The following is a 23,638-nucleotide window of genomic DNA, read 5'->3' on the forward strand; positions in this document are numbered from 1 at the left end:
TGTATGACAGTTACCTCTAACCTAAAACCTGGTATCGCTGCTCGACGGATTGCGTCTTTTGAAAAACGCTTTGGTCAGGCACATCTTGTGCTAGCATATCACGCTGCTTTGCCGTTGGTACTCACCTCGGATCTACTTTACTCTTTGTGGATCAACTTTCGGCAGGATATCCGTGGTCAAGCCCTGAACATTCCTTGGTTTGCTGTAGCCGATCTGTTACTTTCAAGTTTATGTAACGAAGTTGGGTATGAACTATACCAGATGGACGCAACAGTGCGAAACGAATTGCTAAATCGTTTGCGACAAGATGATTGTTTTGGTCAAACACGGATTGAAGAATTATCAAACTTCTTACTAGACCATATTCGCCAACAGCTTCAAAGTGATGAATCTTATGTTCAAAATTTTGCAAAAGCACAGAGATGGGCAGCGTTAGCTTACACCCGTCCTCACAAAACCACCTACGAATTAGCATTAGCGTTTTCTCAGCTAAATTTTGATAATCCTGCTGAAATCCTGCGTATGTTGTCGTTGCTGGAGAATTTGGCATTGCCACTGCCGGAGTTTCAATCTTTGCTAACGTATGCTCGTGGTATAGCAGCTTTTGTCCGTGGAAACATAGAAGTAGCAACAACCCATCTGAAGGAGTTAGTGGGTGTAGATAACCAAATCCGAATTGCTGGTGTAAGGTTGCCCACTCCCGCGCCTGTGCAATCAAGGCTAAATGCATTGCGTTCTGAAAGCACGCTTCGCCGTGCTAATTTGCGGGGTCAATCCTATGAAGGGCAAGACTTGACGGGTGTAGATTTTAGCTATTCAGATATTCGGGGTACAGATTTTACGGATGCTATTCTTGTTGGTGCTAACTTCGCACATACCACCGCAGGACTGCAAAGTTATCGAGAAATGTGGTTAATATTTTGCTCAATGCTGTTATCGCTCTCATCAGGCATTGGCGCAATCATTATGGGGTATTACCTACAAACCTTTCTCATAACTCCTATTAACGAAGCAACTTACATTTTTGCCATAAGTGTGCTTCTACTGTTTGCGGTCATCTGTGTTGTAATTTTCCGCCAAGGTATTGAGGCAACTTTAGGAGCTGTCACTTTAGCTGTAACTGGGAACTTAGCTTTTGGGGCAGTTATAGGATTACCTACTATTTGGGATTGGGTTACAAAGACAATTTTAGCAATAGCTGGAATTATAGCCTTGGTGATTGGTGGTAGTAGTGCTAGGTTGGGGGTTTTAAGTTTCCTTGGGAAATGGGCTACTCGCTTGACTATAGCTGTAGGCGTGATATATGGATTTTATGCCTGGTTAATAATAGGTGGTGGCAATAATTCTGCAAGGGGAATCTCTGGTGTAGCTGATGCCAAATTTAAGGCATGGCTTGAGTCTGTATTCAACTATAACTATGATCTGAAAAATTATATTATTACAGCTATTGTTGTGGCTATAGTAGGATCTGTTGGTTTGATTCTGGTTGAAGCTGTAGGTATGGCTTTGGCTCTGATTGTAAGTAGAGCATTGGCTTTAACGGTAGGCTTATGTTGGATTCCAATTTGGTTTTTATTTTTAATTCTGAGTCAAGCAGAACCTAAATTGGCTGGGAGTATGTTAATACTTACAAGCATAGCTGGGCTTGGTGTTTATATAGGTTGGCAAGCCATCAACCGAAATGAGAAATATGCTTTCGTCGTAAATGCTGCCGTTGCTGCTACAAGTTTTTGGATGAAAGGTACAAATTTTCGAGGGGCTAATCTGACTGATGCTAATTTTTCTGATGCCAAGCTTAAAGGAGTAGATTTCAGCAATGCTAACCTTACACGTACTTCATGGTTTCATACGAAAGAACTCGAACTTGCCCATGTTGGAGAAAGTTATTTGAAGTCTCCACAAATAAGACAATTAGTAATAACAGGCTTAGGACAAGGCAAAAACTTCGATGACCTATCCCTGCGCGGTCTAAACTTATCTGGTGTTAATTTGGCAGATGCGAGTTTTATTGGTACAGATTTAAGTCAGGCAAATTTACAAGATGCTAATCTCTCTGGGGCAAAGCTTGTAAAAACTCAACTCGAACAAACAGATTTTACTGGTGCTTGTTTAACAGGTGCTTATATTCAAGACTGTAATATTACAAGTTCAACTAAATTTGACGGGGTAGAGTGCGATTATATTTATACACGATTGGTGACACCAGATAATCCCAATCCCTGTCGTCAACCAGAAGATTATGGAGAGATATTTGAACCTGGTGAATTTGCTGATATTGTTTAGTATATGCAATCCCTACATAGCAGATGAACTTAATTTTTTTTAAAAGCTAATAATCTAACAAACATTAACGTTACATAAATAGTTAATAATGGATTGTAGACAAAGAAATAAATAGCTGTAGTGAGCAATCTATCGAAAACAAAAGCAGGATGAGTGGTTAACAATTCCCCCCGATTGAGTTCCCAAACTGAAACTCTAAAGATAGATGCACTAATTAAGCTAGAGATAAAAGGTAGCGCTATCCTAATAAGTCTTAGTGTTAGGAGATTCCAGAAAATGTGCCAACCATAACCTTTAGTCAGTTGCCAACTTCGCTTAAATGCATATGCTGTTGGAAAATCCTTGATTATAACTAAAGGAAACACAAAGTATAAACGAGGAAATAAAATCAATGGTAGCAATAAAACAAAGTATAGTATTTGTAAAAAAAGGAATTCTGCAAATTTCTCAAGCGCTTTTTGTAGAGACTGAAAAATAGTTATATCTTCTTGATTTAGTTTTTTATAACATAAAAAAAGTGCTGCTCCATAGAAAACAGTACCTATAGATAAAGAATACAATCCGCCTATGATGCTAAATAATATTTTAGGAATTACAAAATTTGACAAAGATAATATCATTAAGGGAGTATAGAGAATCAGCAGTGATTTATAAATTGGTATAACTGATATTAATGAATCGCGCAGCAAGCGAACAGGGTTGATTGATTGAGTCGTCATGAGTGGAATATTTACTTATTCAAAGTATTCATAGAGTACCTTGGATTTGGGTAATTTTTCCCTTGGCTTCTAACCCAAAAAGCCCAGAGCCAACAAAACCGACTGGGCTATTTACTCAGTCGAACCAACAAAAAGACCTTAGATAAAATTATTTCTAGGGTTTCAAAAAGACCTTGTAGAATTATTGCCGACACTCCACGGGCAACGCTTGAGAAGGTTGCCCAAATTTTTGCATACAGAAGAAAACCCTGAATCATGGCACCTCCCCGCCAGAAGGCGTTTCTGAATCAACAACAACCAACTCCACGCCACACCGAGTCGCCGCTTCTGCTAACCGAGTATCAAGCGTTGCCAATGGCAATCCCAACCGCAGCGCTAACTCCAAATAAGCTGCATCATAAGCAGCTAAACCAACAGTCCGCCCTAACGCTAGAGTTGCACCCAATGCATTTGCATCTGTAGCCGTATCAACCTGGATTAACAGTGACTGTAACAAGGTAATAGCTGACTCAGATTGTTCCTGCGTCATGCGGTTACGCCGTTCAGCCACCAGTAGGACATTAGCAATCTCCAGCGACCAAATTCCCGGTACAAATGCTTCCGAATCTGGCATCATTGCCAGTATCGAATTAGCATAGTCGTTATTTTCATCCACCAAACACCAGCTAATTGCTACAGAACAATCCAAAACAAACTGCATTAAAATCTTCGCCCCTCTTCTATCATGGAGCGGATTGACGTTTTATCTAACGCAACTTCTCGCCGCAGTTGTTGCATTCTGGTGATTGCTTCGGTAATCGATTTTTTCGTTGTGGGCTTTCCCCAGGCGTTATATTGCGGTACAGTTTCCTCAGATGTTGCAACTTCTGCGTTGGGTAACGGCTGTATAACGAGTACTACCTCAACAGGAGTATCTTTTAAATCCGTAGATGTCTGGATTTGCAAGATACCATCTGGCCCAATATGCGCTCGTAACTTCATCGTTTCCATATCAGCCCCGCTAACTCATCCTCAACATTACTTTGCTCATTGTGTCTTAATACTTGGTGTGGAAGGCTTAACAAAAAGCTTTACCCCGCTTTTTCTCTGGGTTCAGGACGGCTTTTTGAGTCATAAGTAATGACACTAATACTTCCATCAGCTTCCATATATGCCCTTTTCACATCAGCAATACACTCTATACCCTGCTGACGCAACTGACTCATCAACTCATCCTTGGTGAGCAGTTCTCGTTGCATATGGCGTTCAATAATTCGACCTTTCTTTACAAGCAGTAGTGGAGGGGGATTTAGAAAGCGTTGAAACCGTGGATATTTATAGCCTAACCAGTTAAGGGAGTAACTCCAGAAAATAACGGTTCCTACTAGAATTGCTCCTTCAGTAATCGATGAGTAGCTACTTGCCATCGCATTTTGAGCGGCTTCAGCAAAAAGCACAACTACAAGCAAATCAGCAATTCCTAGCGTTCCTACTTGCCGACTGGGCATAAGGCGTAGAACCGAAAACAGTGACAGGTACACAAGCGTTCCGCGTATAATCAGTTCAACGATAGAAATGCTGGGAACAAATAGCTCTTGCCAATTTACGTAGAACAATTTTTCCATGAGCGCTTTTTTCTCCCTATTTCCTGCCTGCAATTTCATCAAGAAAATCAAAGACAAGAGTTGTGAATTTATCTACCAAGAAAATGCTCCATTCATGATAAGCACCTGGGACTACTATTAATTTAGAACCTTTAATAAGTTGTGAAAATTCTTGTGCAGCGCTTATCGGAGTTGTGAAGTCATTTGCGCCCCACATAAGCAGACAGGGAGATTCTATTTTTGGTAAAATTGGTTTTAAGTCTTTCTTTAATGACATCAATAGAATTTGAATAGTATTATAAGTTCTGAAGAAAAAATTGTAAGAATATGCTTGAAAAATCTGAATAATTTGCGGAAACTTTATTTGCGGTGCTTGTGCCGTCATTTCTATTGGTCTATGCAAAAATACCAGTGGTAAAGGCTTTACGGGTATTCCTGTACTGTCCACTAATATGAGGCTTTCTACAAAATCCGGCATTAAGGCTGCTATGGTAGCAGCGATTCCTCCTCCTAATGAATGTCCAATGAAATGCGCTTTTTTAATGTTAAGGCGCTGCATAAAAGCAATGATACATTTAGCATAGTTGTCATAATCCCAATTTAATTTAGAGCCGCTTGATTTGTTAAAGCCGGGTAATTCCGGCGCTATCACTTGATAACGTTTGCATAAAACATTCAACACTTCTTGGTAGGGCTGAATGCCTACACCCCATCCATGTAGAAACAATATCGGTTCAGAATTTGATGCTGTTCCACCTTCTAAATAGAAAAAAATTTTTTCATTGACATAAACTTGCTTTTTTACAAATTGATAGCCCATACAATTTTAATTATGAAAAACTTGTCAATATGCAGTTTTAGAATATTCTTTTACTTAACATAATGCTCACCTTGCGGTTGTTACAAAACTCTACAGACGGATTTATTTACATTGCTTAAGTAGTAAATTGAGCATAGACAGCAGCAAACGCGCACCTCGCCGTGTTTACAAAAGTGGAAATGCGCGTTGCTGAAATAAGTACAGCCAAAAGGGAGTTTATAGGCTCCAAGACCGTGCCTGGTCGCTAAAATCACCTTCTATTTTGTCGTAACCTGGGATTGGATCAAAAAGATTATCAGGCGCGTTTTCTGACTTCGGCTCATTCGTCCGCTGTCCATTAAATGCTGTAGCCCGCATATAAGCGTCTACCAAACCCGGTGAAATACGTTGAGCCAAAAGAATCGCCTTGCCAGCATCACCAACAACGACATCGCGTTTTGGATTCTCGGCTGCTTCAACGATCGCTTTAGCAACAAGGCTAGGCTGGTAAATTGGCGGTACTCCCACCGGCTTAACACCCAACTTAGTACGAGCTTTGTTGAATAGGGGTGTATTGATTGAGGCAGGCATCACATTTGTGACGCTAATAGATAACTTCTCATGCATCAACTCAACCCGCAGAGCTTCCAAAAATCCATCAATACCATGCTTAGCCGCAGCATAGGCGCTTTGCAACGGCAGACTGCGCCTCGCCTCAATCGAAGAAACATGAATCAACGCTCCACGTCCTTCACGCTTAAGATAAGGTAGTGCCGCCATCGCACCGTGTACTTGACCCATTAAGTTAACATCAACGATGCGTTTAAATTCCTCTGGTGTTGTCACCTCAAAGGCGGCGTAAAGTTCCACAGCAGCGTTGTGTACCCAGGTATCGAGTCGTCCATACACTTCAACGGCTTTGTCTGCGATCGCCTTCACTTGATCGAACACCGTCACATCAGCAACTACAGCAGTTGCTTCGCCACCCAAACCCCGGATCTCCTCTACTAAAGACTCTAATCCAGGCTGACTGCGAGCAGCAACAACCACCTTAGCTCCTCGACTAGCAAACTGAAGAGCTGCATTACGCCCAATTCCACTCGAAGCCCCAACTAACGCAACAACCTGCTGATTTATCGGCTTGAGTTGCATTGCTTTTACTCCTTCAAAATAACTCTTCTACCAATCAGATAAGTTAAGAGCCTCAGCTTCATCAGCCGTAGGGTTTATCAGGAGTTCAGCTTTTCGTCTGAAGTTTCACCAAAATAGTGCTAAGCATATGACAGGTCGAGGTAGCTTATTATAGTCTTGCAGGTGTTGCATAGGGCAGAACTACGCCTCGACACTCTCCAAAACCTATTCTGGCGTAACCTTCTTTCTCACAGTAGCCGCGTACAATGACTTCATCGCCATCAGACAGAAAAGAGCGTACTTCACCAGTTGGGAGTTCGACTGGCTGGGCACCACGCTGAGTCATCTCCAGCAGACACCCTTGTGAGCCTTTCTCGGTACTAGAGACTGTACCGCTCGCTAGCAAATCGCCAGGACGGAGGTTACAACCATTACTGGTGTGGTGGGTGAGCATTTGCGCCACTGTCCAATACATCTGGTTAAAAGACCCACGGCTTAAGCGGAATGGTTTCATCCCCGCCACGCGCATCTGATCTGAAAGCAGCAGCAATTCTAGAGTAAAATCGATACTACCCGATTCAGCATTTTCCGATGATGAAAGGTAAGGCAATGGCAAAGGGTCAACTTCAGCACGCTTAAAAGCTGGACAGCGGAACGGTGCTAAAGCATCCATTGTCACCACCCAAGGTGAAATAGTAGTCGCAAAACTTTTGGCTAAAAAAGGACCGAGGGGTTGGTATTCCCAAGCTTGGATATCACGTGCTGACCAGTCATTTACCAAACACAGCCCAAAGATGTGTTCTTCAGCATTATCTATAAGGATGGGCTGTCCTAACTCATTCCCAGCACCAACGAAGAATCCAACTTCTAATTCGTAGTCCAGCATCTGTGTGGGTTGAAAATTGGGTGCTGGCGCTTCTGATTTTTTGATCTGACCTTGGGGACGCATGATAGCAGTGCCACTAGGCACAATTGAAGAGGCACGTCCGTGGTAGGCAATGGGAACGTATTTGTAGTTAGGAAGGAGGGGATTGTCAGGGCGGAACAACTTACCTACATTCGTGGCGTGAAAAATTGAGGCATAGAAATCCGTGTAATCACCAATGCAGGCAGGTAATAAAAGCTCAGCATCGGACATGGCAATAAGGATTTCTGGCGCAGAAGGTGGCATTTGTTCATCCCATCGCAGCAGCTGGCTCAAATGACGGCGCAAAATTGATGCAGCCTCACTGCCCATTGCCATAAGTTGATTTAAGTTAGGCGCTGCACAAGCTGCTTGGAGTGCTTCCGGGAGTTCTTGCAGAAGTCCAGCTTGACAGCAAAGGAACAAATCCAGAATTTGGTCGCCAATGGCAACTCCAATTCGTGAAGGTTCGGCGCTATTTCGAGGTCGAAACACACCAAATGGTAGATTCTGAATGGGAAAATCAGTGCCTTTGTGATTGGCAGATTCTACCCAACTACGCAAATTGGGGTCATGAGTGGTATCAATGGGACGGATCATAAACAATTCAAAAGTCAAAATTCAAAATTCAAAATTGGAAAAGTTTTTGTTAGCGAGCATTTTGATATCTTCGTTATCAAAAATGAAATGTGCCTCAGTTTAATAGTTTGAGCTTCTTGAGTTCGTCTAATGGCTCTTGGAATGAGCAAGAACCGAAGGAGCGAAAGAACTTTTGTCGCACTTTCTCTAGTTCTTTAATCTCCAAACGATAATTGCGCCATGTCACGGCGGTGGCTGTAAATTGGAAGTTGTCGCAAGCAGATTCTTGGAGGACTTCTAGAGCTTCTTGTAATGTGACTTTTTGCCAGTAAACTAATGCCGCCAAGACTGCAACATTCAGGAAGCCATGCATCACAGCTACAGGGCTGTCTTGTTCATATGTCAAGCGATAGTTCCCTGGCAATGGGTGATGCAAACCAGCAGTCGCCTTGAATGAAACCTGAGCCTCAGCAAACGACAAGATGCACTGACAGAGTTCTCGAACACTGGGAAAAGCATCAACAGTTATACCTCCAGTTCGGACTTTCGCTGCTGCACCAGTGTCTCGCAGTACCGCCAGATATGCTTCTATGTCGCCACTAAGGGGAATTTCAAAAAATACGTCAACTCCGGTAGGAAGATGTGGAAGTATTCTCTTGATTTCTGTGGGAGGAAGCGGTGGAAATTCTAAAGAGGTGACGCTGATGTGGTTTTTGCTGTTAGGCGATCGCGCAAGGCGCGGTTCTCTCTGGGAGCATCGCACTCTTTCAAGATCTGCCTCCCAATCTTTCGAGATAATCATACTGAGCGACCACTGCTTTAAGGCAAACGTTGGCAGCAGTGCCTCAAATTCGTTTAAACGGGACACTGGCAACACAAACTGACTCAGCATCCAACTGTAGGGCGTTAGCTGATAGTCAGCATAATTCGCCATTGCTTGATGTAAGCTGAGTTTTGCCGGCGGGAACAGTCCGGCATAATCTACAATTGACGCGAGAAGAGTTTTGAGTGATGGGAGCATTGAAGATCACCTCCTCCCAGTAGTAGTTGACATTCTCACCGCCCTATAAGGGCAGTGATTCCTAAGACTCACGACTTAGGTTTCTGTTTCCTTCCCTTACGGGTATTTTGCAACTGCCCTTTGGACTTATGCCCATCAGGTCTTATGTTCGCTCCACAGACTGTCACGGTGTGTCCCACCGCCAAAATGTTTCTTGCAGCATTGATATCGCGGTCATGGTGTGTCCCACAGTTGGGGCAATGCCACTCTCTAACATTCAACGGCAAACGTTCAAGGATGTGACCACAACTTCCACAGCGTTTAGAACTGGGGAACCATCGGTCAATTTTTACCAAGGTACGACCATACCACTTGGTTTTGTATTCCAACTGTCTTACAAACTCACCCCAACTAGCATCACTGATAGCACGGGCAAGTTTCGGATTTTTGACCATGTTCTTAACAGCCAAGTCCTCAACGGCAATCGTTTGGTTTTCACGCACCAATCGAGTTGTCAGCTTGTGCAAATGGTCAATTCTCGAATCAGAAATTTTGGCGATGATTCGGGCGACTTTGAGTCTCGCCTTGTCTCGATTTCGAGAACCTTTTTGGCGACGACTAAGAGTTTTCTGCGCCTTTCTCAATTTGCGGTAGTGCTTATCGAATCCCTTGGGATTGGTTATCTTCTCACCTGTACTCAAGGTCACAAGACTGCTAATACCAACATCCAGCCCTACAGATTTGTCAACTGGTTCCAGTTTTTCGTCCGTTGGGTCACAAAAGCGCAAGCTGACAAACCAACGCCCGGAGGGTTCAAGCTTAACCGTGATAGTTGTAGGTTCACAGACTGTTGGAAGTTGCCTCGACCATTTAATTGGCAATGGCTCAGAACACTTTGCCAGATAGACCTGTCCATCCTTCCACCTAAACGCAGCCTTGGTAAACTCTGCACTGCCACCATTGCGTTTTTTCTTAAAGTTGGGGTATTTCGCCCTACCTGCAAAGAAATTACTGAAAGCAGATTGCAAGTGTCTCAAGCCTTGTTGCAATGGGACGGAACTTACTTCGTTCAAAAACTGAAGGTTTTCTTCTTTCTTCCAATTCGTAAGCATGGCAGAGGTTTGAACGTAATCAACGCGTTCTTGTCTTTCGTACCAACCTTCAGTTCTTGCTGCCAAGGCTTTGTTAAAAACCAGCCGCACACAACCAATTGTTCGACGCAAAAGAGTTTCTTGCTCGATAGTTGGGTAAAAACGGTAGCGGTAGGCTTTTTCCATACCTTACATTCTAACACGTTTTCTGTAAAGCCGTCCGACAAGGACGGGGTTTTAAACCCAAATTTTCGATAACTTAAATAACTAAGAATAACTAAGAATATTTAACTTCTTCATTTAGTGGCAAAGAAGTTGAAGCTTTGATTTCATTAAGAACAATATTGGTGCGAACCTTATCTACACCAGGAATTTGAGTGATTTTCTCAGTGAGAAATCTTTGCAGATGCTGATGGTTGGTAACCACGACTTTCAAAAGGTAGTCAAATTCACCAGTCAGATGATGACATTCCAGAACTTCTGGAAGATCCTGCACCTGTTCGCAGAATTGTCCAACACACTCAGGATGATGGTGGGCTAAGGTAACCTGCGTAAAACACAGCAAGTCTAAACCTAGTGCCTCACGATTAACCAAAGTGACATAGCGGTCAATAAAGCTGTTTTCTTCCAGCTTTTTCAGTCTTTTTTGCAGCCCAGGCGTTGTGAGATTGACTTGGCGAGCCAATTCGGCTTGAGAAATACGGCTGTTCTCTTGTAAGAGCCGTAATATCAGTCGGTCTTTTTCATCTAGTTGTTTGAGTGGTTCGGCATTCCTCAACGTTGGTTTCACCTTGGTGTTATCTTTCGGCAACTTATCTCTCTCCAGGTGTACTGATCAAAGATAGTTTATAGATAGCTTAGTTAATTGTAGGTATTAAATCAAGCATAAAAGTTAATAACTTATATTATCTCAACCTTTAAAGTTGATTTTATAATCTTATTAGGGGTTATTTAGTTAAGAATATAAACTTACATGAGTTGACCAAAACAGGAATTGGTCATTACCCCAACAACAAACTGATACCTTAAAAGATTGATTCTCAGTATTTCCTCTGTATAAGGAGGAATTTAAATGAGTGATTTTTGCCCGATTAAGCGCTTCGACCACCTTGAGTTCTATGTTGGGAATGCAAGGCAGGCAGCGCTGTTCTATTCCAAGTTTTTCGGATTTACCAACACGGCATATCGGGGTTTGGAAACTGGCAGTCGTGAAGTGGCATCTTATGTGATGCAGCAAGGCGATATCTGCTTTATTTTGAGTACAGCGTTGAGTCCAAACCATCCCATCTCTCAAAGCGTGCTTAAGCATGGTGATGGAGTCGTCATTATTGCTTTGGAAGTGCCAGACGCGGTTAGTGCCTATAAGGAGACGACTAAACGAGGTGCTGTAGGAGCTATTGAGCCGACAGAAAAAGAAGACGGATACGGGATATTTCGCTACGCTGCTATTCATGGCTATGGCGACACCTTAATCAAGTTTGTAGAGCGGAGTGATTACTCTGGGGTGTTTGGTCCTGGCTTTATGCCTCGACACGATGCTCACAATGGTAACTCTGTAGGATTGTATGCCATTGACCACGTAGTAGGAAACGTAGAACTGGGCGCAATGGATCAATGGGTGCAGTTTTTCGCTAATACGATGGGCTTTAACTTGTTAGTGCATTTTGATGATCAGACAATTTCCACAGAGTACTCGGCATTGATGTCTAAGGTGATGCAGGACGGCATGGGCAAGATTAAATTGCCTATTAACGAGCCAGCTAAAGGCAAACGCAAGTCACAGATTGAAGAGTACCTGGAATATAATAACGGACCTGGAGTGCAGCACATTGCCTGCGCGACTCATAATATCATCGAGACGGTTTCCAAGCTTAGGACAGCTGGAGTCGAGTTTCTGCACGTACCATCAACGTATTACGAAAACCTGGAAGAACGGGTAGGGAAGATTGATGAGCCAATTGAACAGCTACAAGAACTGGGCATTTTGGTAGATAGGGATGAAGATGGGTATTTGCTCCAAATTTTCACCGAGCCTGTGCAAGACCGACCAACGCTTTTCTTTGAAGTGATTGAGCGGCATGGAGCGCAGGGCTTCGGTGAAGGCAACTTCAAATCATTGTTTGAGGCTATTGAGCGTGAACAAGCACTGCGGGGGAACCTATGATACCCAAACGCAGGGAGCTTCAGGAGATGGGACGATGACTTACTACTATAAGTTGGGAAATATTCCACACAAGCGGCATACTCAATTTCGTCAACCTGACGGTTCTTTGTATTACGAAGAATTGATGGGGATACGCGGTTTTTCAGGCATTCAATCGCTGCTTTACCATTTGCGTCCACCCACTCAAATACAGAAAATTTTGCTACAGACAACGGTAGATATTCCCTATGAAGAATCAGGTCCTTTATGTCATCGGCATCTACGGACAGCAAGCGTGGAATCAGGTGGGGATGCTGTGGAAGGGCGTATCCCGCTCTTGACGAATGCAGATGTCTGTATTTCAGTTGCTCGACCGACTGAAGCGATGCCATACTGGTATCGGTTTGCTCACGGCGATGAAATCATTTTCATCCATGAAGGTACTGGTGTATTGGAGAGCAATTACGGTATTCTTCGCTACCATACAGGGGATTATTTAGTGATTCCCACAGGAGTGCTATGGCGCATAATACCAGATGCCAATAGAGATCAGCGAATGCTAGTTATCGAGGCAAATGGACACATAGAGCCACCAGCACGCTACCTCAATCGTTACGGACAATTTCTCGAACACGCCCCCTATAATGAACGCGATATTCGCCCACCAGATGAGCTAGTCACCCATGACGAAGAGGGAGAGTTTGAGGTACGAGTCAAAGCTAGGGACAGAATGACGAGCTTTTTCTATCACCATCATCCTTTAGATGTCGTCGGCTGGGATGGTCATCTCTATCCCTTCGCCTTCAACATTGAGGACTTTGAACCTATCACAGGTCGAATTCACCAACCCCCTCCGGTACATCAAACCTTTGAAGCTCCTGGCTTTGTCTTGTGTTCCTTTGTACCGCGACTTTTTGATTATCACCCCCAAGCCATTCCGGCTCCCTACAACCACTCCAACGTTGATTCGGATGAGGTGATTTACTACGCCGCTGGGAACTTTATGTCCCGTAAAGGAATTGAACCAGCGTCAATGACCATTCATCCGAGTGGTATTCCCCACGGTCCTCACCCAGGAATGTACGAAGGGTCGATTGGAAAAGAACGGACAGAGGAATTAGCGGTGATGATTGATACCTTTCGTCCACTACGACTCACAAAGCAGGCTATGCAATTAGAAGACAAAGGCTACGCCTACAGTTGGATTGCTTAATCTTGTTAAGACAACAAAACTACCATAGCAATCCTCAACTATTGATGAACTTCTCTTTCTTCTCTCTAATTTATTAAAAAATTAAGACACCGGATTGCTGTGTAAGGTATAGAATATGACTAAAACTATCTTCACTGGTCCAAGAAATCTCACTATTTCCTCACGGATAAAAGAACGTTGGCACCAAGGCGAACTGACCCAAGGACAGGTAGACGAATTCCAAGACTTCCTCACCGAAGTTGACCGGGAATTTTTACAACACCGTATCATTATCAACAACACTTATACTGCTTGGTTCCGTAATGGCGCTGCCACAGACGAAGAACTACGGCATTTCATCCGGCAATTCTCGGTCTTTTCCAACCAGTTCCTAGTTGCTGCACTGTTGAAAGTCATCAACTCACCCACGCTTGGGCAGTCGCGTACCAGTCGCGAGATATTGCTGAACGAACTGGGCGTGATTTACCGGAAGCTAGGGCAGCCCCTTGCCAGCAACATTCCTCAGACGGAGGAGGAAAAAGACCAGGAAGGCGACCCTGAACTAGTAAGTACCGAGGGTACAGTAGACGGCGGCATCTGTCGTTTCCGAGCAGCACATTTTGAATGGCTGATTGGCGTTGCTGAGGGGTTGGGGTTGCACTACGAAGACATCGGCAAACGCAAGCACGGAAGCCCCACAACTTTGCACTTTTGTGACGAATTGCAACGTCTTTATGGTAGTGATGATCCACAAATTGCTGAGGGTGCTAGCTTTGCAGTTGAAAACTGGGCTGCGGCTGGCTTTTGGCAAGAATTAGAGGAAGGACTCACACGCATTAAGCAAACACGACACCCACACCTGCACCTAGCATTCTTCACCTGGCACAACCGTGTTGAAGCACAGCACGCCGGACACACACTCGAGGAACTCGAAGCAGTTTATTTCCACCCAGACTTTGACCGAACCAAATTTATTCAAGGAGGTAAAGAGATTCTCGATGCTATAGCTGTCTTTTGGGATGGACTCAACGAAGACCGCCTTAACCACGTTTACACGTAAGTGGCTATGAAAAAGCAACTATCAATTGAACAAATCCTTCAAAGTGGTGTAGAACCAGACACAGCGATCGCAATTCTACCGCAGGTCAATCACTGGCTTGCCTCCCTTGAAGCTAACGACTGCTGGCAGCATCTGGTTCAATATATTCTTAAACCCAGCCACCCCTTTGCACTCCACGAACTCCTTTACAAAACCACCTTCTCTGACTGGGACAAAAGCCTTGGACCTCCCGCCGTTTGGTTTCCCTCTGATGAGCAAATTCAGGCGACTCATATCGCTGCCTTGATGAAGGAGTTAAACTTAAATGCTTATCCAGAACTTCACGCTTGGTCAGCACAACATCGTGCCGAGTTCTGGGACATGATGATTCAACGTTTGGGAATTCGCTTTCACCAGAAGTACACTTCATCCGTTGACTTGTCCCACGGTGTAGAGTTTCCTGATTGGTTAGTGGGTGCTAGTCTTAACATTGCCGAAAGTTGTTTTCAAGCACCCGAAGATAACACCGCCATTATCTTTCAGCCAGAAGGAGGTTCGTTATCTACCTGGACTTACGGAGAACTCAAGGCTCTGAGCAACCAAGTCGCTAATGGACTGGTGAAAGCGGGTTTTCAGCCTGGTGATGCCATTGCTATTACCATGCCCATGACAGCCGAATCTGTAGCAATTTATCTAGGGATTATCAAGGCTGGCTGTGTGGTAGTTTCTATTGCTGACAGTTTTGCCGTCGCTGAAATTGCTATGCGGTTGTACGTGTCAAAAGCCAAAGCAATCTTTACCCAGGACTATATTCTGCGTGGTGGCAAACAGTTGCCCCTCTACAGCAAAGTCGTTGACGCCAATGCACCCACAGCCATTGTGCTGGGGTCGTCTGTTGAACTGCGTCCGAGTGATTTGACTTGGAAGGAGTTTCTCAGTACCAACGACCAATTCCATGCCGTTCCTGCCCATCCTGCCGCTTACACCAATATTCTCTTCTCCTCCGGCACAATGGGAGAACCCAAGGCAATACCTTGGACGCAAACTACCCCAATCAAATGTGCTGTTGATGGACATCTGCACCAAGACATTCACCCTGGCGATGTAGTAACCTGGTACACTAACCTGGGATGGATGATGGGACCATGGCTCATTTACGCTAGCCTGATTAATCGAGCAACTATTGCTCTTTACTACGGAACTCCTACAGAGAGAGACTATGGTCAATTTATACAAAAAGCAGGTGTAAATATACTTGGCATCGTACCCAGTCTTGTGAGTACCTGGAAAACAACCGCTTGTATGCAAGGGTTGGACTGGAGCGCTATTAAAGCCTTTAGCTCGACGGGCGAGTGTTCCACACCCCAAGATATGCTCTACCTCATGTCTTTGGCAGGGTACAAACCAGTTATTGAATATTGCGGCGGCACAGAAATCGGTGGAGCCTATATCACTGGTACGTTAGTACAGCCCTCTGCCCCCTCGACCTTCACTACACCCGCTCTAGGATTGGACTTTGTTATCCTCGATGCAGACGGTTTCCCCGCTGACAAAGGCGAAGTATTTATTATCCCGCCCTCAATTGGACTCTCCACAGAATTGTTAAACAAAGACCATCACCAGGTTTACTTTGCCAATATCCCCCAGAAGCATCCGATGCCTCTGCGGCGTCACGGCGACCAGATGGAAAGGTTACCCAACGGTTACTGCTGTGCTCATGGTCGCGTTGACGACACTATGAACTTAGGCGGTATTAAGGTCAGTTCGGCTGAAATTGAACAAGTCCTCAATGCTGAAGAGGGAATATGTGAAACTGCTGCCATTGCTATTTCCCCTCCGGAAGGAGGACCAAGCCAATTGGTTATTTATGCGGTAGTTGCACCGGATATGCACAAGAATAAAATAGCACTCATGGCAGCCTTACAAGCAGCAATTAAACAGCATCTCAATCCGCTGTTCAAAATCTACGACCTCATTATCATTGATACCTTACCCCGTACTGCCTCTAACAAAGTTATGCGCCGTGTGTTGCGTGATCAGTATCGGGATGTAGTTCCTAGTGCATAGCAAAACTATAGAGTCATCCCTCTTCTAAGTTTCTTTTCAGGAAATAACACATGAAAATAGCCCCAGTCAAATACAAAATCAAATTCTTCATAGGGGAGATGACTCTTGAGAATATCCGCACTCTTTGCAGTACGGCAAATGTTTGTAAGTAAAATTGTGACAGTTTGGGCATTCAATATATTGATTGTAACCACAGTGTGGACAGTGAATATCATGATGACGAATTTTCTTAGCACATTTAAGACAACATGATTTTTGTACTCTATTAGCAGCCTGAATTTTAGTATTAAAGACAATTTTTTGGAGAAACTTGATAATGACAAAACCAATTAGTGGAATCAGCAAAATATAAACATAACTGACAAGAAAAAGTAATCCTCCAAAAAGAGCGCTAATGATATCAAAGAGAAATTTAAAGATGACACCGATTTGTAAAAATTCAAATATTTTCAGAATAAGTGGAATAAAAAAGATAACTAGCAAATGCCAGCTAATTAGCGAGATCAACCCGTATCCTCTCGCTCCTGCAAATTTGTGAATTAATAAGGCAACGATAATCAGCGGTAGGAGAAAGATAGACTGGAAACCAAATTGGATACTTGGATACCAAAATAATGCCTGCTTATAGCCTTTTTCAACTGCCCTAAACTTTACCTCATCTTTAAGAAAGGCTATAAAATTCACACTTTCTGGTTTGGCTAGCAGTTGATTTTTTAAATTAGAAATTTCTTGAGCAAACGTAGAAATATTGCGTGTATTTTTATCCAATTCCTGCTTAGCTTTTTCAGCACCAACTATATTAATTGATTGCTGGCGAGGTTGACCTGCTATTTTTTCTAAGATTGTAGAGTCATATTGAGCGCGAATGTTACGATTAGATTGTTCAAGCGTACTGATTTTAGCTTGTTTTTCGTTAATGATTTTTAGAGTCTGTTGATTGACAGAATTGTAAATTTTATCCTTAGAATCAGCATAGCTCAAACATATTTCAGCAACCTTGCCCAAATGTTCTTCTTCAATTTGTTGATAATTCTGTTTAAATAACGGTGGATTGTTTAGGTTAGACAATGAAACCCTGATTATTTCATAGTCTTTATCTTTGGTAGTTTGTGTTCGGTAATTGTTCCACTCGGAATAACATGGATAAGCCTGCGAAGGACTCATATGCCATCGGCTAATATTATCTAGTCCTGCAAAAACATTGATTAAGATAAAAATATCAATCAAAATAATGACAATCAAACTCACTTGATTGAGGGGTTCATTGTTGATTGTCCTTGACTTACTAAAAAATTGCCGGAAAAGACGGCGGATTCTGGCAAGCATATTAGCTGTTAAATAGGTGTGATTTAATCTAACTCATTCGCATACAAGTAAGTAGGCACGATTAAACCCAACTATGTAAAGTTTTGTAGGGGGAAAGGGATGCATGTTAAAGGGTAAAGGTTTTTCCCTTTTCCCCTTTCCCTTTACCCTTCTTAATATAGTTATGTTTATTTCCGCCGACCTACTTACATTTGCCACAATAGAACGACAACACAAAAAGAGTTGGGCATCGCCAAACAGATAAGTGCTGGCTAATTACAAGTCCAAAATCTGAGAGGATGTTTTAAAAATGGGAGGCTATTGTAATAAAACTTACAAGGTTTAACCTGAAAGATTGAAGAAATCAGCACCCTGTGAGCAAATGACTAAACTAGGGTGCAAGCCCCACCAAATTAAAAAATTTGGTGATGCTTCTAGGGTGTGGGTACAAGCCCCATCAGATTGTTCTCCCCCTTGATTCTTTTATTGTCTCACCAGAGTGACGAAAGAGCGGTAAGACCAAAATCAACCGCAGACTTGCAACATTTGTCCAGATGCAAATAAAGTATCTGAGAATAACGGATCATCACACTGGGATGGAGTAAGCCGATGAAACCAGATTTACAAATGAGTGAAGTGTGGAGCGCTTTTCTTGCAAAAGGCATTGCTCATCCTCAAGTTATCGTTGTTGGCGACGCGATCTTGGATTGTTATTTGCAAGGGGAAAGCAAAAGCCGCTTTGAATCACCTATGCCAATTGTGACAGTCCATGACCGCAAACAAATTCCAGGTGGTGCCGCAGATACCGCTTTTTATCTCAAAAGTCTTGGCTGTCAGGTTATATTCCTCTCAGTTATTGGTGAAGACTGGGAAGGTCACTTACTGCGGCAAACCCTAGAAGAAAGCGGAATAACAACAAGCTATCTGCTAACTCACACAGTTAGGCAAACACTCAGCAGGCAAAGGGTCATGGTAGGGTCGCAATTCTTGGTGAGAACTGATTCTGGCAGCACCGACGCGATCGACTCCTGCACAGAACAAGCTCTGATCAATCAACTTAAGAACTGTTTCGCGCAGTGTCAGGCTGTTATTGTCTGCGATTATGGTTATGGAATTGTGACACAAAGGCTCAAGGATACCTTAGCACAACTTCAGCACAGCTTTCTCCATGTTCTTATTATTTATGAAAACAAGACCACGGAAGTAGGAGAAGAAAATTCTGACTTTTCACGGGTTCTGGAAAACCTCTCTCCAAACCTCTCTCCTGCAAGGAGAGAGGCTTTAAATTTCTCCCCCGAACCTCATAGGGAAGGCGGGTGGGGGGTTAGGTCACGCTTGTCTTTTCCACATGAGGTGAAAACTCAGGAAGAAAATTCTCCCTCATCTCCCTCATCCCCCTCATCCCCCTCATCCCCCTCATCCCCCTCATTCCCCACCTCCAACAAACACATTCCCAACTGCGATCAACTCCTCGCCCTTGTCAACTCCCATAGCATTGCAGGACGTAAAATTGTCTTCACCAATGGCTGTTTTGATATCCTCCACGCAGGACACGTTTCCTATCTCCAACGCGCCAAGGCATTAGGCGATATTCTCATTATTGGTGTTAACTCCGACAACAGCATTCGCCGTCTCAAAGGACCAACTCGCCCGATAAACGCTTTAGAAGACCGTATTCAAGTTCTCGCCGCACTTGATTGTGTTGACTATCTCATTGCTTTTGAGGAAGATAGCCCCAGCAACCTCATTGGCAAGCTTTGCCCCGATATCTATGTCAAAGGTGGTGACTACACCAAAGAAACTCTGCCAGAAACACCCGTGGTAGAAGAATACGGCGGGGTGATTGAATTTTTGCCATTTGTAGAAAATCGTTCAACAACTAAGATCATTAAGCGGATTTTGCAAGGTAAAAATTAAGTAGGGCGAGGGCGATCGCCTCTGGTGCTGCACAAGGGCGCGATCGCTTTTTGGATATAGAACGATTGGCAATTGAATGTAGTAGAGTGAAGTTTATTGTTGTGCGATCGCCCAAAGTGTAGTGTTTTTTTGAGTTAATCACTCTCAACACTCCAAAATTTTAACTGAAACCTTGAAACTTCACCCTCAGAACTCGAAACTCCAAGCTTTCGCCTTCAGACTAGTGGTTCACCAAAGTAACTTTGCGGAGTTTGTAGTCGGCGCTTTAGCGCTGTAGACGCGCAGCGGCTTCTCGCAGAGTAGCGCTCACTACAAACAATACTTTATACCAAGTTGCGTTCAAACATGTCATTCTGACCGAAGGGAAGAATCTCGCGAGATGCTTCCCTTCACTAGCGTTACGCTCAGCATGACAACTTGTCTCTATGACTGCAACTTAGTATTATACGGATTTGATATCAACTTTCCTCTTCTACCACTTGTTCCACAAATCTTTGCACCAAAGGCACTTGAAACGCATTGCCTTCTTTCTCCAAAATCTCTTTTTGTACCAGTTTTCCCACAACTTTTTCGTGTTGCGTTGTAGGAGTTTCCCCTTGGACGACACAACGTAGTAAAGTGCGATCGCTCTCTTCCAAACTCGTCCACAATTCCTGGAAATACGGACCGCCTCGTTCTAGTACTGTGGGAATAACAGCGTGAACATCCTCAAAAGTTGCTTTTACAGTCCCTGCGTCTCGCCTGTTTTCTCTAATTTCCCGGTTCAGCAGTTCTACCACTTCGTAGCAAACCAACTGAACAAGATAAGGTTGGCAACGAGTCAGTTGAATAATTGCGTCTACACCACTTGGTTCATAAATTTTGGCAAAGTCCTCTACTGGTTGTAAAATCAACTCACGGGCTTCTGACTCTTGCAAGTAGCTTATCCGTAAAGCACGGCTGTTAATCAGATAGTCGCTCCAGTAAGGGGGAAGTTCCGAGAGTTGATGCGAACCACTGAAAAGCAAAGTCCACTTTTGGCGGTGTTGTAAGATGTTGCGAAGAAAATTGAGCGTACGTGTGCGTGTCACTTCCTCTACTTCACGGAGTCGCTCAAATTCATCCAAACAAAGAAGAAATCGCTTGCTAGGAATTGTGCGTTCTATTTCGCCTAGCCAAGTTTGCAGCGCTGGAAATGGATCTTGAGCGAGTTTCTCCCCATTAGGATAAGGCAATTTAACAGTCCGGGGTAATTGTCGTGCTGCATCGATGATTTGTGTCGCCAAATTTTCCGCTAACCCTTTGGGAGTTGCAGCTGATGCTGCACCTTGCAAATCCACTAACAACGGCACAATAGTAGAATCTACTTTGTGGGGTAAGTACTTCAGAGCAGAGGTTTTCCCCGTTCTCCGCCCACCATACAGCAACAATACAGGCGGCGACTCCGAAAGTGTCAAAGTTTCGATTTCCCGAAAGATGTCGATTCGTCCTTTGAAACGATTGTGCGCTGTCTGGGGATCTAGGGAATTGCCAGCAATGTAAACTTGCCGAATTTCTGTTGAGTGTCCCGTTTGTTCCTCTAATGTTCGCTCTGCTGTTTCTAGGATACTCAGCCAGCGTTTGGTAATACTGCCGAAAGTGGTAGCTATCTGAGCATTTTTTCCAAAAGCAAGATTATCTTGCAACTTCCGTAAGGCACTAATTGGACGCTTGAGTAATTCGGATTGACGATAGGAGGTAGTGGCGTCAAGAGATGCTTTTACACCTTGGCTAATATCCAACAGATGGGGTAGCACAGTACCAAGTTCTTCTGGTGGGGCTGAAGGTATCCAAGCGAGCTGTTCAGCAACATCTCTGATATCGCTTAAATGCTGACAACGACTGAGGCTGTTGATAGTAATACCAGTTATTGCCTGTGCTGCAACTTTTTGCTGGTTGGTGGAAGTGGTGAGATAATCAATTGTCTCGCGAGCAGCAGCTGGATTTTCTTGATAAACTTCTACAATAAGCTTGTCTATAAAAGGCAGTGGCAAAATAATCTTTTCGTCGAAACGGGGTGGTATGTAACGCAAGTACTTTCCCTTATCTCCACTTTGCGAAAGCATGAACAAGATCAGCATCCACAGTAACTCCGGGAACCAAAAGTAAACGCGGAGAATGCCAAAAATAAACGCCACGCCAGACGCCACGCCATACACCACCACGACCACCGCCAGGCCAAGCACCGTGCCTAACGCCACGTTTTCCATCACGCCTAACGCCACGCCTAACACCACGCCTAACTGCACGCCTCGCGCCACGTCTGACCCCACGGCAAACAGCACGCCTAACTGCACGCTAAACGCTACGCCTAACGCCACGCCTGGCGCCACGCCTGGCGCTACGCCTAACCCCACGCCTAACACCACGCCTAACACCACGCCTAACACCACGCCTAACCCCACGCCCCACAAAAATTTAAACGCCACAAATATGCTTAATAAAGCTAAAACCCCAACAAATAATCTATTTTTATAGCTACCACGCACCACAAACAACCCTATCAACCAACCCACCCAAAAAAGGCAATTGATGAACCAGTTAAATTGTTCACCGCTAGCGACGGTATACACTGGCGCTACTAACAACACAGCCAAAAATGGCACTACGGCAATGAGCCACCAAAATTGTGCAGCATAGCGGCGTAGGCGCGGGTTAGTGCGAAACTCAGCTCGCTTGACAAAGGGGTTATCTGTCAGCTTCAATTTTGGATGAATATCGCGCAGCCAGCGTTCAAAGGTATACGGCTTGAAATAAGCCCAGTACAGCAGGCACGCACATTCAGCGACGTAAGTCCGAAAGTTATTTGCTGGAGGTATTTTGGTCATCTTCAAATATTTCACCATTCCTCAGTAAGCTGCCTAACCCGCTTGGAATCAATAGGGGCGAAAAGGGGCAAAAAATATGTTGCACCAGGCGAATGCAATTCGCGGCTACACGAGACAAAAGCTGCCTGCGTGGGTTGAAAACCCTCAAGTCCGCCTACGCGGACTTCGTTTGTATAGCCGCGATTTCTAGTCGCCAGGACATGGTAAATAACGTGATTCATCGCTACTTTATCCCTAGCTTGTCACGCACAAAATCCCATACTTGGTTCCAGTTCAAGACACGCGCAAAAACCAGAATCACCATAATCACAAGAGCAATTCCGATAATCCGGTTAACAACATCATCTAGATTCCTGCCAAAGGATGTGGCTAGACGACCGAGGTGCAATGGAATATCCCATAACCAGCGCAGCATCTGACGCAAGGACTCAATGAAATGGAACTTTTCTTTAGAGACTTTACCCGTCTGTTTGTCAAATTGCTCTCTCGCCCAGCTAACTGATTTGTTGTTCTGTCGGGCTTCCCACAGCCAGTAACTAGCTAGTTGCAGCAAGTAAGGACGACGCTTCCCCCACTGCTGGGCATGATTCTGTTCTTCCACACTCAATGCAGGTGAGGTGCTATTACGAGTGGGCAAGCGTGTCAAGGTAATTGCTTCATCTGTGGCCAGTTCGCCTAAATGAAGAGTTTGACCAACATTGAAAAATTGAGAGACAAACCGATGTTCAGTACCATAAACACTGACTTCTTTACGCGAAGATATCACTACCATTAAGGCGCTTGCGTCCATCAGTGATCGCAAATTGTCATAAAATCCATTATCAAATTCATTAGGATGTTTCAAAAAGCTTTCAAAATCATCCAGACAAAGAACGGGTAGCACTTTCTGCTGTTTCCATTGCTTGATTGCGTCTGAAAAGGTTTGACGATTAAGCTGTTTTCCGGTCAAGGAGTTCCTCAATCCTTGTTTTTGTCCAGAAAGACTTTTCAGCTAGATCAGCAGGAGCCTCACGCCAGAATCTCTGATTTGGCGTGAGAGG

General features: G+C 44.0%; 21 protein-coding genes. 6 read left to right on the forward strand and 15 right to left on the reverse strand.

Features of this window, described 5'->3' with window-relative positions:
- Positions 1-3 precede the first annotated feature (3 nt).
- Complete coding sequence (locus ACM0OZ_RS37225) at positions 4-2,283, forward strand: pentapeptide repeat-containing protein (RefSeq protein ID WP_414587866.1); 2,280 nt, start codon at positions 4-6, stop codon at positions 2,281-2,283.
- A 29-nt stretch (positions 2,284-2,312) separates the two neighbouring features.
- Here the strand turns inward: ACM0OZ_RS37225 and ACM0OZ_RS37230 are convergent, their stop codons facing one another.
- The 10 genes from ACM0OZ_RS37230 to ACM0OZ_RS37275 form a co-directional block, all read right to left on the reverse strand.
- A complete protein-coding gene (locus ACM0OZ_RS37230) occupies positions 2,313-3,002 on the reverse strand; it encodes a hypothetical protein (RefSeq protein WP_414587867.1) in 690 nt (229 codons plus the stop codon).
- 253 nt (positions 3,003-3,255) lie between these two features.
- Positions 3,256-3,702, reverse strand: coding sequence for a type II toxin-antitoxin system VapC family toxin (locus tag ACM0OZ_RS37235; protein WP_414587868.1), 447 nt, complete (start codon positions 3,700-3,702; stop codon positions 3,256-3,258).
- Positions 3,702-3,992 (reverse strand): hypothetical protein, encoded by a 291-nt coding sequence (locus ACM0OZ_RS37240; RefSeq protein ID WP_414587869.1) that lies wholly within the window; start codon positions 3,990-3,992, stop codon positions 3,702-3,704. The genes ACM0OZ_RS37235 and ACM0OZ_RS37240 overlap by 1 nt, the downstream gene beginning before the upstream one ends.
- Before the next feature lie 80 nt (positions 3,993-4,072).
- Positions 4,073-4,606 (reverse strand): DUF421 domain-containing protein, encoded by a 534-nt coding sequence (locus ACM0OZ_RS37245; RefSeq protein ID WP_414587870.1) that lies wholly within the window; start codon positions 4,604-4,606, stop codon positions 4,073-4,075.
- Positions 4,607-4,622: 16 nt separating this feature from the next.
- The gene (locus ACM0OZ_RS37250; RefSeq protein ID WP_414587871.1) at positions 4,623-5,405 is read right to left on the reverse strand and encodes an alpha/beta fold hydrolase; all 783 of its coding nucleotides are present in this window, start codon (positions 5,403-5,405) and stop codon (positions 4,623-4,625) included.
- A 216-nt stretch (positions 5,406-5,621) separates the two neighbouring features.
- Positions 5,622-6,536, reverse strand: coding sequence for an SDR family oxidoreductase (locus ACM0OZ_RS37255; RefSeq protein WP_414587872.1), 915 nt, complete (start codon positions 6,534-6,536; stop codon positions 5,622-5,624).
- Positions 6,537-6,684: 148 nt separating this feature from the next.
- A complete protein-coding gene (fahA, locus tag ACM0OZ_RS37260) occupies positions 6,685-8,037 on the reverse strand; it encodes a fumarylacetoacetase (protein ID WP_414587873.1) in 1,353 nt (450 codons plus the stop codon).
- Between the two features lie 76 nt (positions 8,038-8,113).
- Positions 8,114-9,019 (reverse strand): hypothetical protein, encoded by a 906-nt coding sequence (locus tag ACM0OZ_RS37265; RefSeq protein WP_414587875.1) that lies wholly within the window; start codon positions 9,017-9,019, stop codon positions 8,114-8,116.
- 68 nt (positions 9,020-9,087) lie between these two features.
- A complete protein-coding gene (locus ACM0OZ_RS37270; RefSeq protein ID WP_414587876.1) occupies positions 9,088-10,275 on the reverse strand; it encodes an RNA-guided endonuclease InsQ/TnpB family protein in 1,188 nt (395 codons plus the stop codon).
- A 91-nt stretch (positions 10,276-10,366) separates the two neighbouring features.
- Positions 10,367-10,900 carry an Lrp/AsnC family transcriptional regulator gene (locus tag ACM0OZ_RS37275; RefSeq protein WP_414587877.1) on the reverse strand — a complete coding sequence of 178 codons (534 nt, stop codon included), beginning with the start codon at positions 10,898-10,900 and terminating at the stop codon, positions 10,367-10,369.
- A gap of 261 nt (positions 10,901-11,161) precedes the next feature.
- Here ACM0OZ_RS37275 and hppD point away from each other — a divergent pair, with 261 nt between their 5' ends.
- The 4 genes from hppD (at position 11,162) to ACM0OZ_RS37295 (ending at position 16,530) form a co-directional block, all read left to right on the forward strand.
- Positions 11,162-12,253, forward strand: a complete 1,092-nt coding sequence (gene hppD / locus ACM0OZ_RS37280; RefSeq protein WP_414587878.1) for a 4-hydroxyphenylpyruvate dioxygenase — start codon at positions 11,162-11,164, stop codon at positions 12,251-12,253.
- A 34-nt stretch (positions 12,254-12,287) separates the two neighbouring features.
- Positions 12,288-13,445 carry a homogentisate 1,2-dioxygenase gene (locus ACM0OZ_RS37285; protein WP_414587879.1) on the forward strand — a complete coding sequence of 386 codons (1,158 nt, stop codon included), beginning with the start codon at positions 12,288-12,290 and terminating at the stop codon, positions 13,443-13,445.
- A 115-nt stretch (positions 13,446-13,560) separates the two neighbouring features.
- On the forward strand, positions 13,561-14,484 hold the full coding sequence (locus tag ACM0OZ_RS37290; RefSeq protein ID WP_414587880.1) for a hypothetical protein: 924 nt from the start codon (positions 13,561-13,563) through the stop codon (positions 14,482-14,484).
- Positions 14,485-14,490: 6 nt separating this feature from the next.
- Positions 14,491-16,530 carry an AMP-binding protein gene (locus ACM0OZ_RS37295; RefSeq protein WP_414587881.1) on the forward strand — a complete coding sequence of 680 codons (2,040 nt, stop codon included), beginning with the start codon at positions 14,491-14,493 and terminating at the stop codon, positions 16,528-16,530.
- A gap of 87 nt (positions 16,531-16,617) precedes the next feature.
- Here the strand turns inward: ACM0OZ_RS37295 and ACM0OZ_RS37300 are convergent, their stop codons facing one another.
- Positions 16,618-17,856 carry a hypothetical protein gene (locus tag ACM0OZ_RS37300; protein WP_414587882.1) on the reverse strand — a complete coding sequence of 413 codons (1,239 nt, stop codon included), beginning with the start codon at positions 17,854-17,856 and terminating at the stop codon, positions 16,618-16,620.
- Between the two features lie 588 nt (positions 17,857-18,444).
- Between ACM0OZ_RS37300 and rfaE2 the strand changes: the two genes are divergently transcribed.
- A complete protein-coding gene (gene rfaE2 / locus ACM0OZ_RS37305) occupies positions 18,445-19,752 on the forward strand; it encodes a D-glycero-beta-D-manno-heptose 1-phosphate adenylyltransferase (RefSeq protein ID WP_414587883.1) in 1,308 nt (435 codons plus the stop codon).
- Here the strand turns inward: rfaE2 and ACM0OZ_RS37310 are convergent.
- From ACM0OZ_RS37310 to ACM0OZ_RS37325, 4 genes are all read right to left on the reverse strand, one after another.
- Positions 19,724-19,894, reverse strand: coding sequence for a hypothetical protein (locus ACM0OZ_RS37310; protein WP_414587884.1), 171 nt, complete (start codon positions 19,892-19,894; stop codon positions 19,724-19,726). The genes rfaE2 and ACM0OZ_RS37310 overlap by 29 nt on opposite strands.
- 316 nt (positions 19,895-20,210) lie before the next feature.
- On the reverse strand, positions 20,211-22,598 hold the full coding sequence (locus ACM0OZ_RS37315; protein WP_414587885.1) for an ATP-binding protein: 2,388 nt from the start codon (positions 22,596-22,598) through the stop codon (positions 20,211-20,213).
- An 11-nt stretch (positions 22,599-22,609) separates the two neighbouring features.
- The gene (locus tag ACM0OZ_RS37320) at positions 22,610-22,819 is read right to left on the reverse strand and encodes a hypothetical protein (RefSeq protein WP_414587886.1); all 210 of its coding nucleotides are present in this window, start codon (positions 22,817-22,819) and stop codon (positions 22,610-22,612) included.
- Positions 22,820-22,821: 2 nt separating this feature from the next.
- Positions 22,822-23,547, reverse strand: coding sequence for a hypothetical protein (locus tag ACM0OZ_RS37325; protein WP_414587887.1), 726 nt, complete (start codon positions 23,545-23,547; stop codon positions 22,822-22,824).
- Between the last annotated feature and the right edge of the window lie 91 nt (positions 23,548-23,638).

Source organism: Scytonema sp. PCC 10023 (genome assembly GCF_963920835.1).
In the GTDB taxonomy this organism is placed as follows: domain Bacteria; phylum Cyanobacteriota; class Cyanobacteriia; order Cyanobacteriales; family Nostocaceae; genus Kalymmatonema.

Excerpts from the sequence above, each read along its gene's own strand:
- ACM0OZ_RS37285 (WP_414587879.1), top strand. The coding sequence starts at position 12,288 with ATGACTTACTACTATAAGTTGGGAAATATTCCACACAAGCGGCATACT.
- ACM0OZ_RS37235 (WP_414587868.1), bottom strand. The coding sequence starts at position 3,702 with ATGCAGTTTGTTTTGGATTGTTCTGTAGCAATTAGCTGGTGTTTGGTG.
- ACM0OZ_RS37250 (WP_414587871.1), bottom strand. The coding sequence starts at position 5,405 with ATGGGCTATCAATTTGTAAAAAAGCAAGTTTATGTCAATGAAAAAATT.
- ACM0OZ_RS37270 (WP_414587876.1), bottom strand. The coding sequence starts at position 10,275 with ATGGAAAAAGCCTACCGCTACCGTTTTTACCCAACTATCGAGCAAGAA.
- ACM0OZ_RS37225 (WP_414587866.1), top strand. The coding sequence starts at position 4 with ATGACAGTTACCTCTAACCTAAAACCTGGTATCGCTGCTCGACGGATT.
- ACM0OZ_RS37240 (WP_414587869.1), bottom strand. The coding sequence starts at position 3,992 with ATGGAAACGATGAAGTTACGAGCGCATATTGGGCCAGATGGTATCTTG.
- ACM0OZ_RS37320 (WP_414587886.1), bottom strand. The coding sequence starts at position 22,819 with ATGAATCACGTTATTTACCATGTCCTGGCGACTAGAAATCGCGGCTAT.
- rfaE2 (WP_414587883.1), top strand. The coding sequence starts at position 18,445 with ATGAAACCAGATTTACAAATGAGTGAAGTGTGGAGCGCTTTTCTTGCA.
- ACM0OZ_RS37295 (WP_414587881.1), top strand. The coding sequence starts at position 14,491 with ATGAAAAAGCAACTATCAATTGAACAAATCCTTCAAAGTGGTGTAGAA.
- hppD (WP_414587878.1), top strand. The coding sequence starts at position 11,162 with ATGAGTGATTTTTGCCCGATTAAGCGCTTCGACCACCTTGAGTTCTAT.
- ACM0OZ_RS37315 (WP_414587885.1), bottom strand. The coding sequence starts at position 22,598 with ATGACCAAAATACCTCCAGCAAATAACTTTCGGACTTACGTCGCTGAA.
- ACM0OZ_RS37290 (WP_414587880.1), top strand. The coding sequence starts at position 13,561 with ATGACTAAAACTATCTTCACTGGTCCAAGAAATCTCACTATTTCCTCA.
- ACM0OZ_RS37245 (WP_414587870.1), bottom strand. The coding sequence starts at position 4,606 with ATGGAAAAATTGTTCTACGTAAATTGGCAAGAGCTATTTGTTCCCAGC.
- ACM0OZ_RS37230 (WP_414587867.1), bottom strand. The coding sequence starts at position 3,002 with ATGACGACTCAATCAATCAACCCTGTTCGCTTGCTGCGCGATTCATTA.
- ACM0OZ_RS37255 (WP_414587872.1), bottom strand. The coding sequence starts at position 6,536 with ATGCAACTCAAGCCGATAAATCAGCAGGTTGTTGCGTTAGTTGGGGCT.
- ACM0OZ_RS37300 (WP_414587882.1), bottom strand. The coding sequence starts at position 17,856 with ATGCTTGCCAGAATCCGCCGTCTTTTCCGGCAATTTTTTAGTAAGTCA.
- ACM0OZ_RS37265 (WP_414587875.1), bottom strand. The coding sequence starts at position 9,019 with ATGCTCCCATCACTCAAAACTCTTCTCGCGTCAATTGTAGATTATGCC.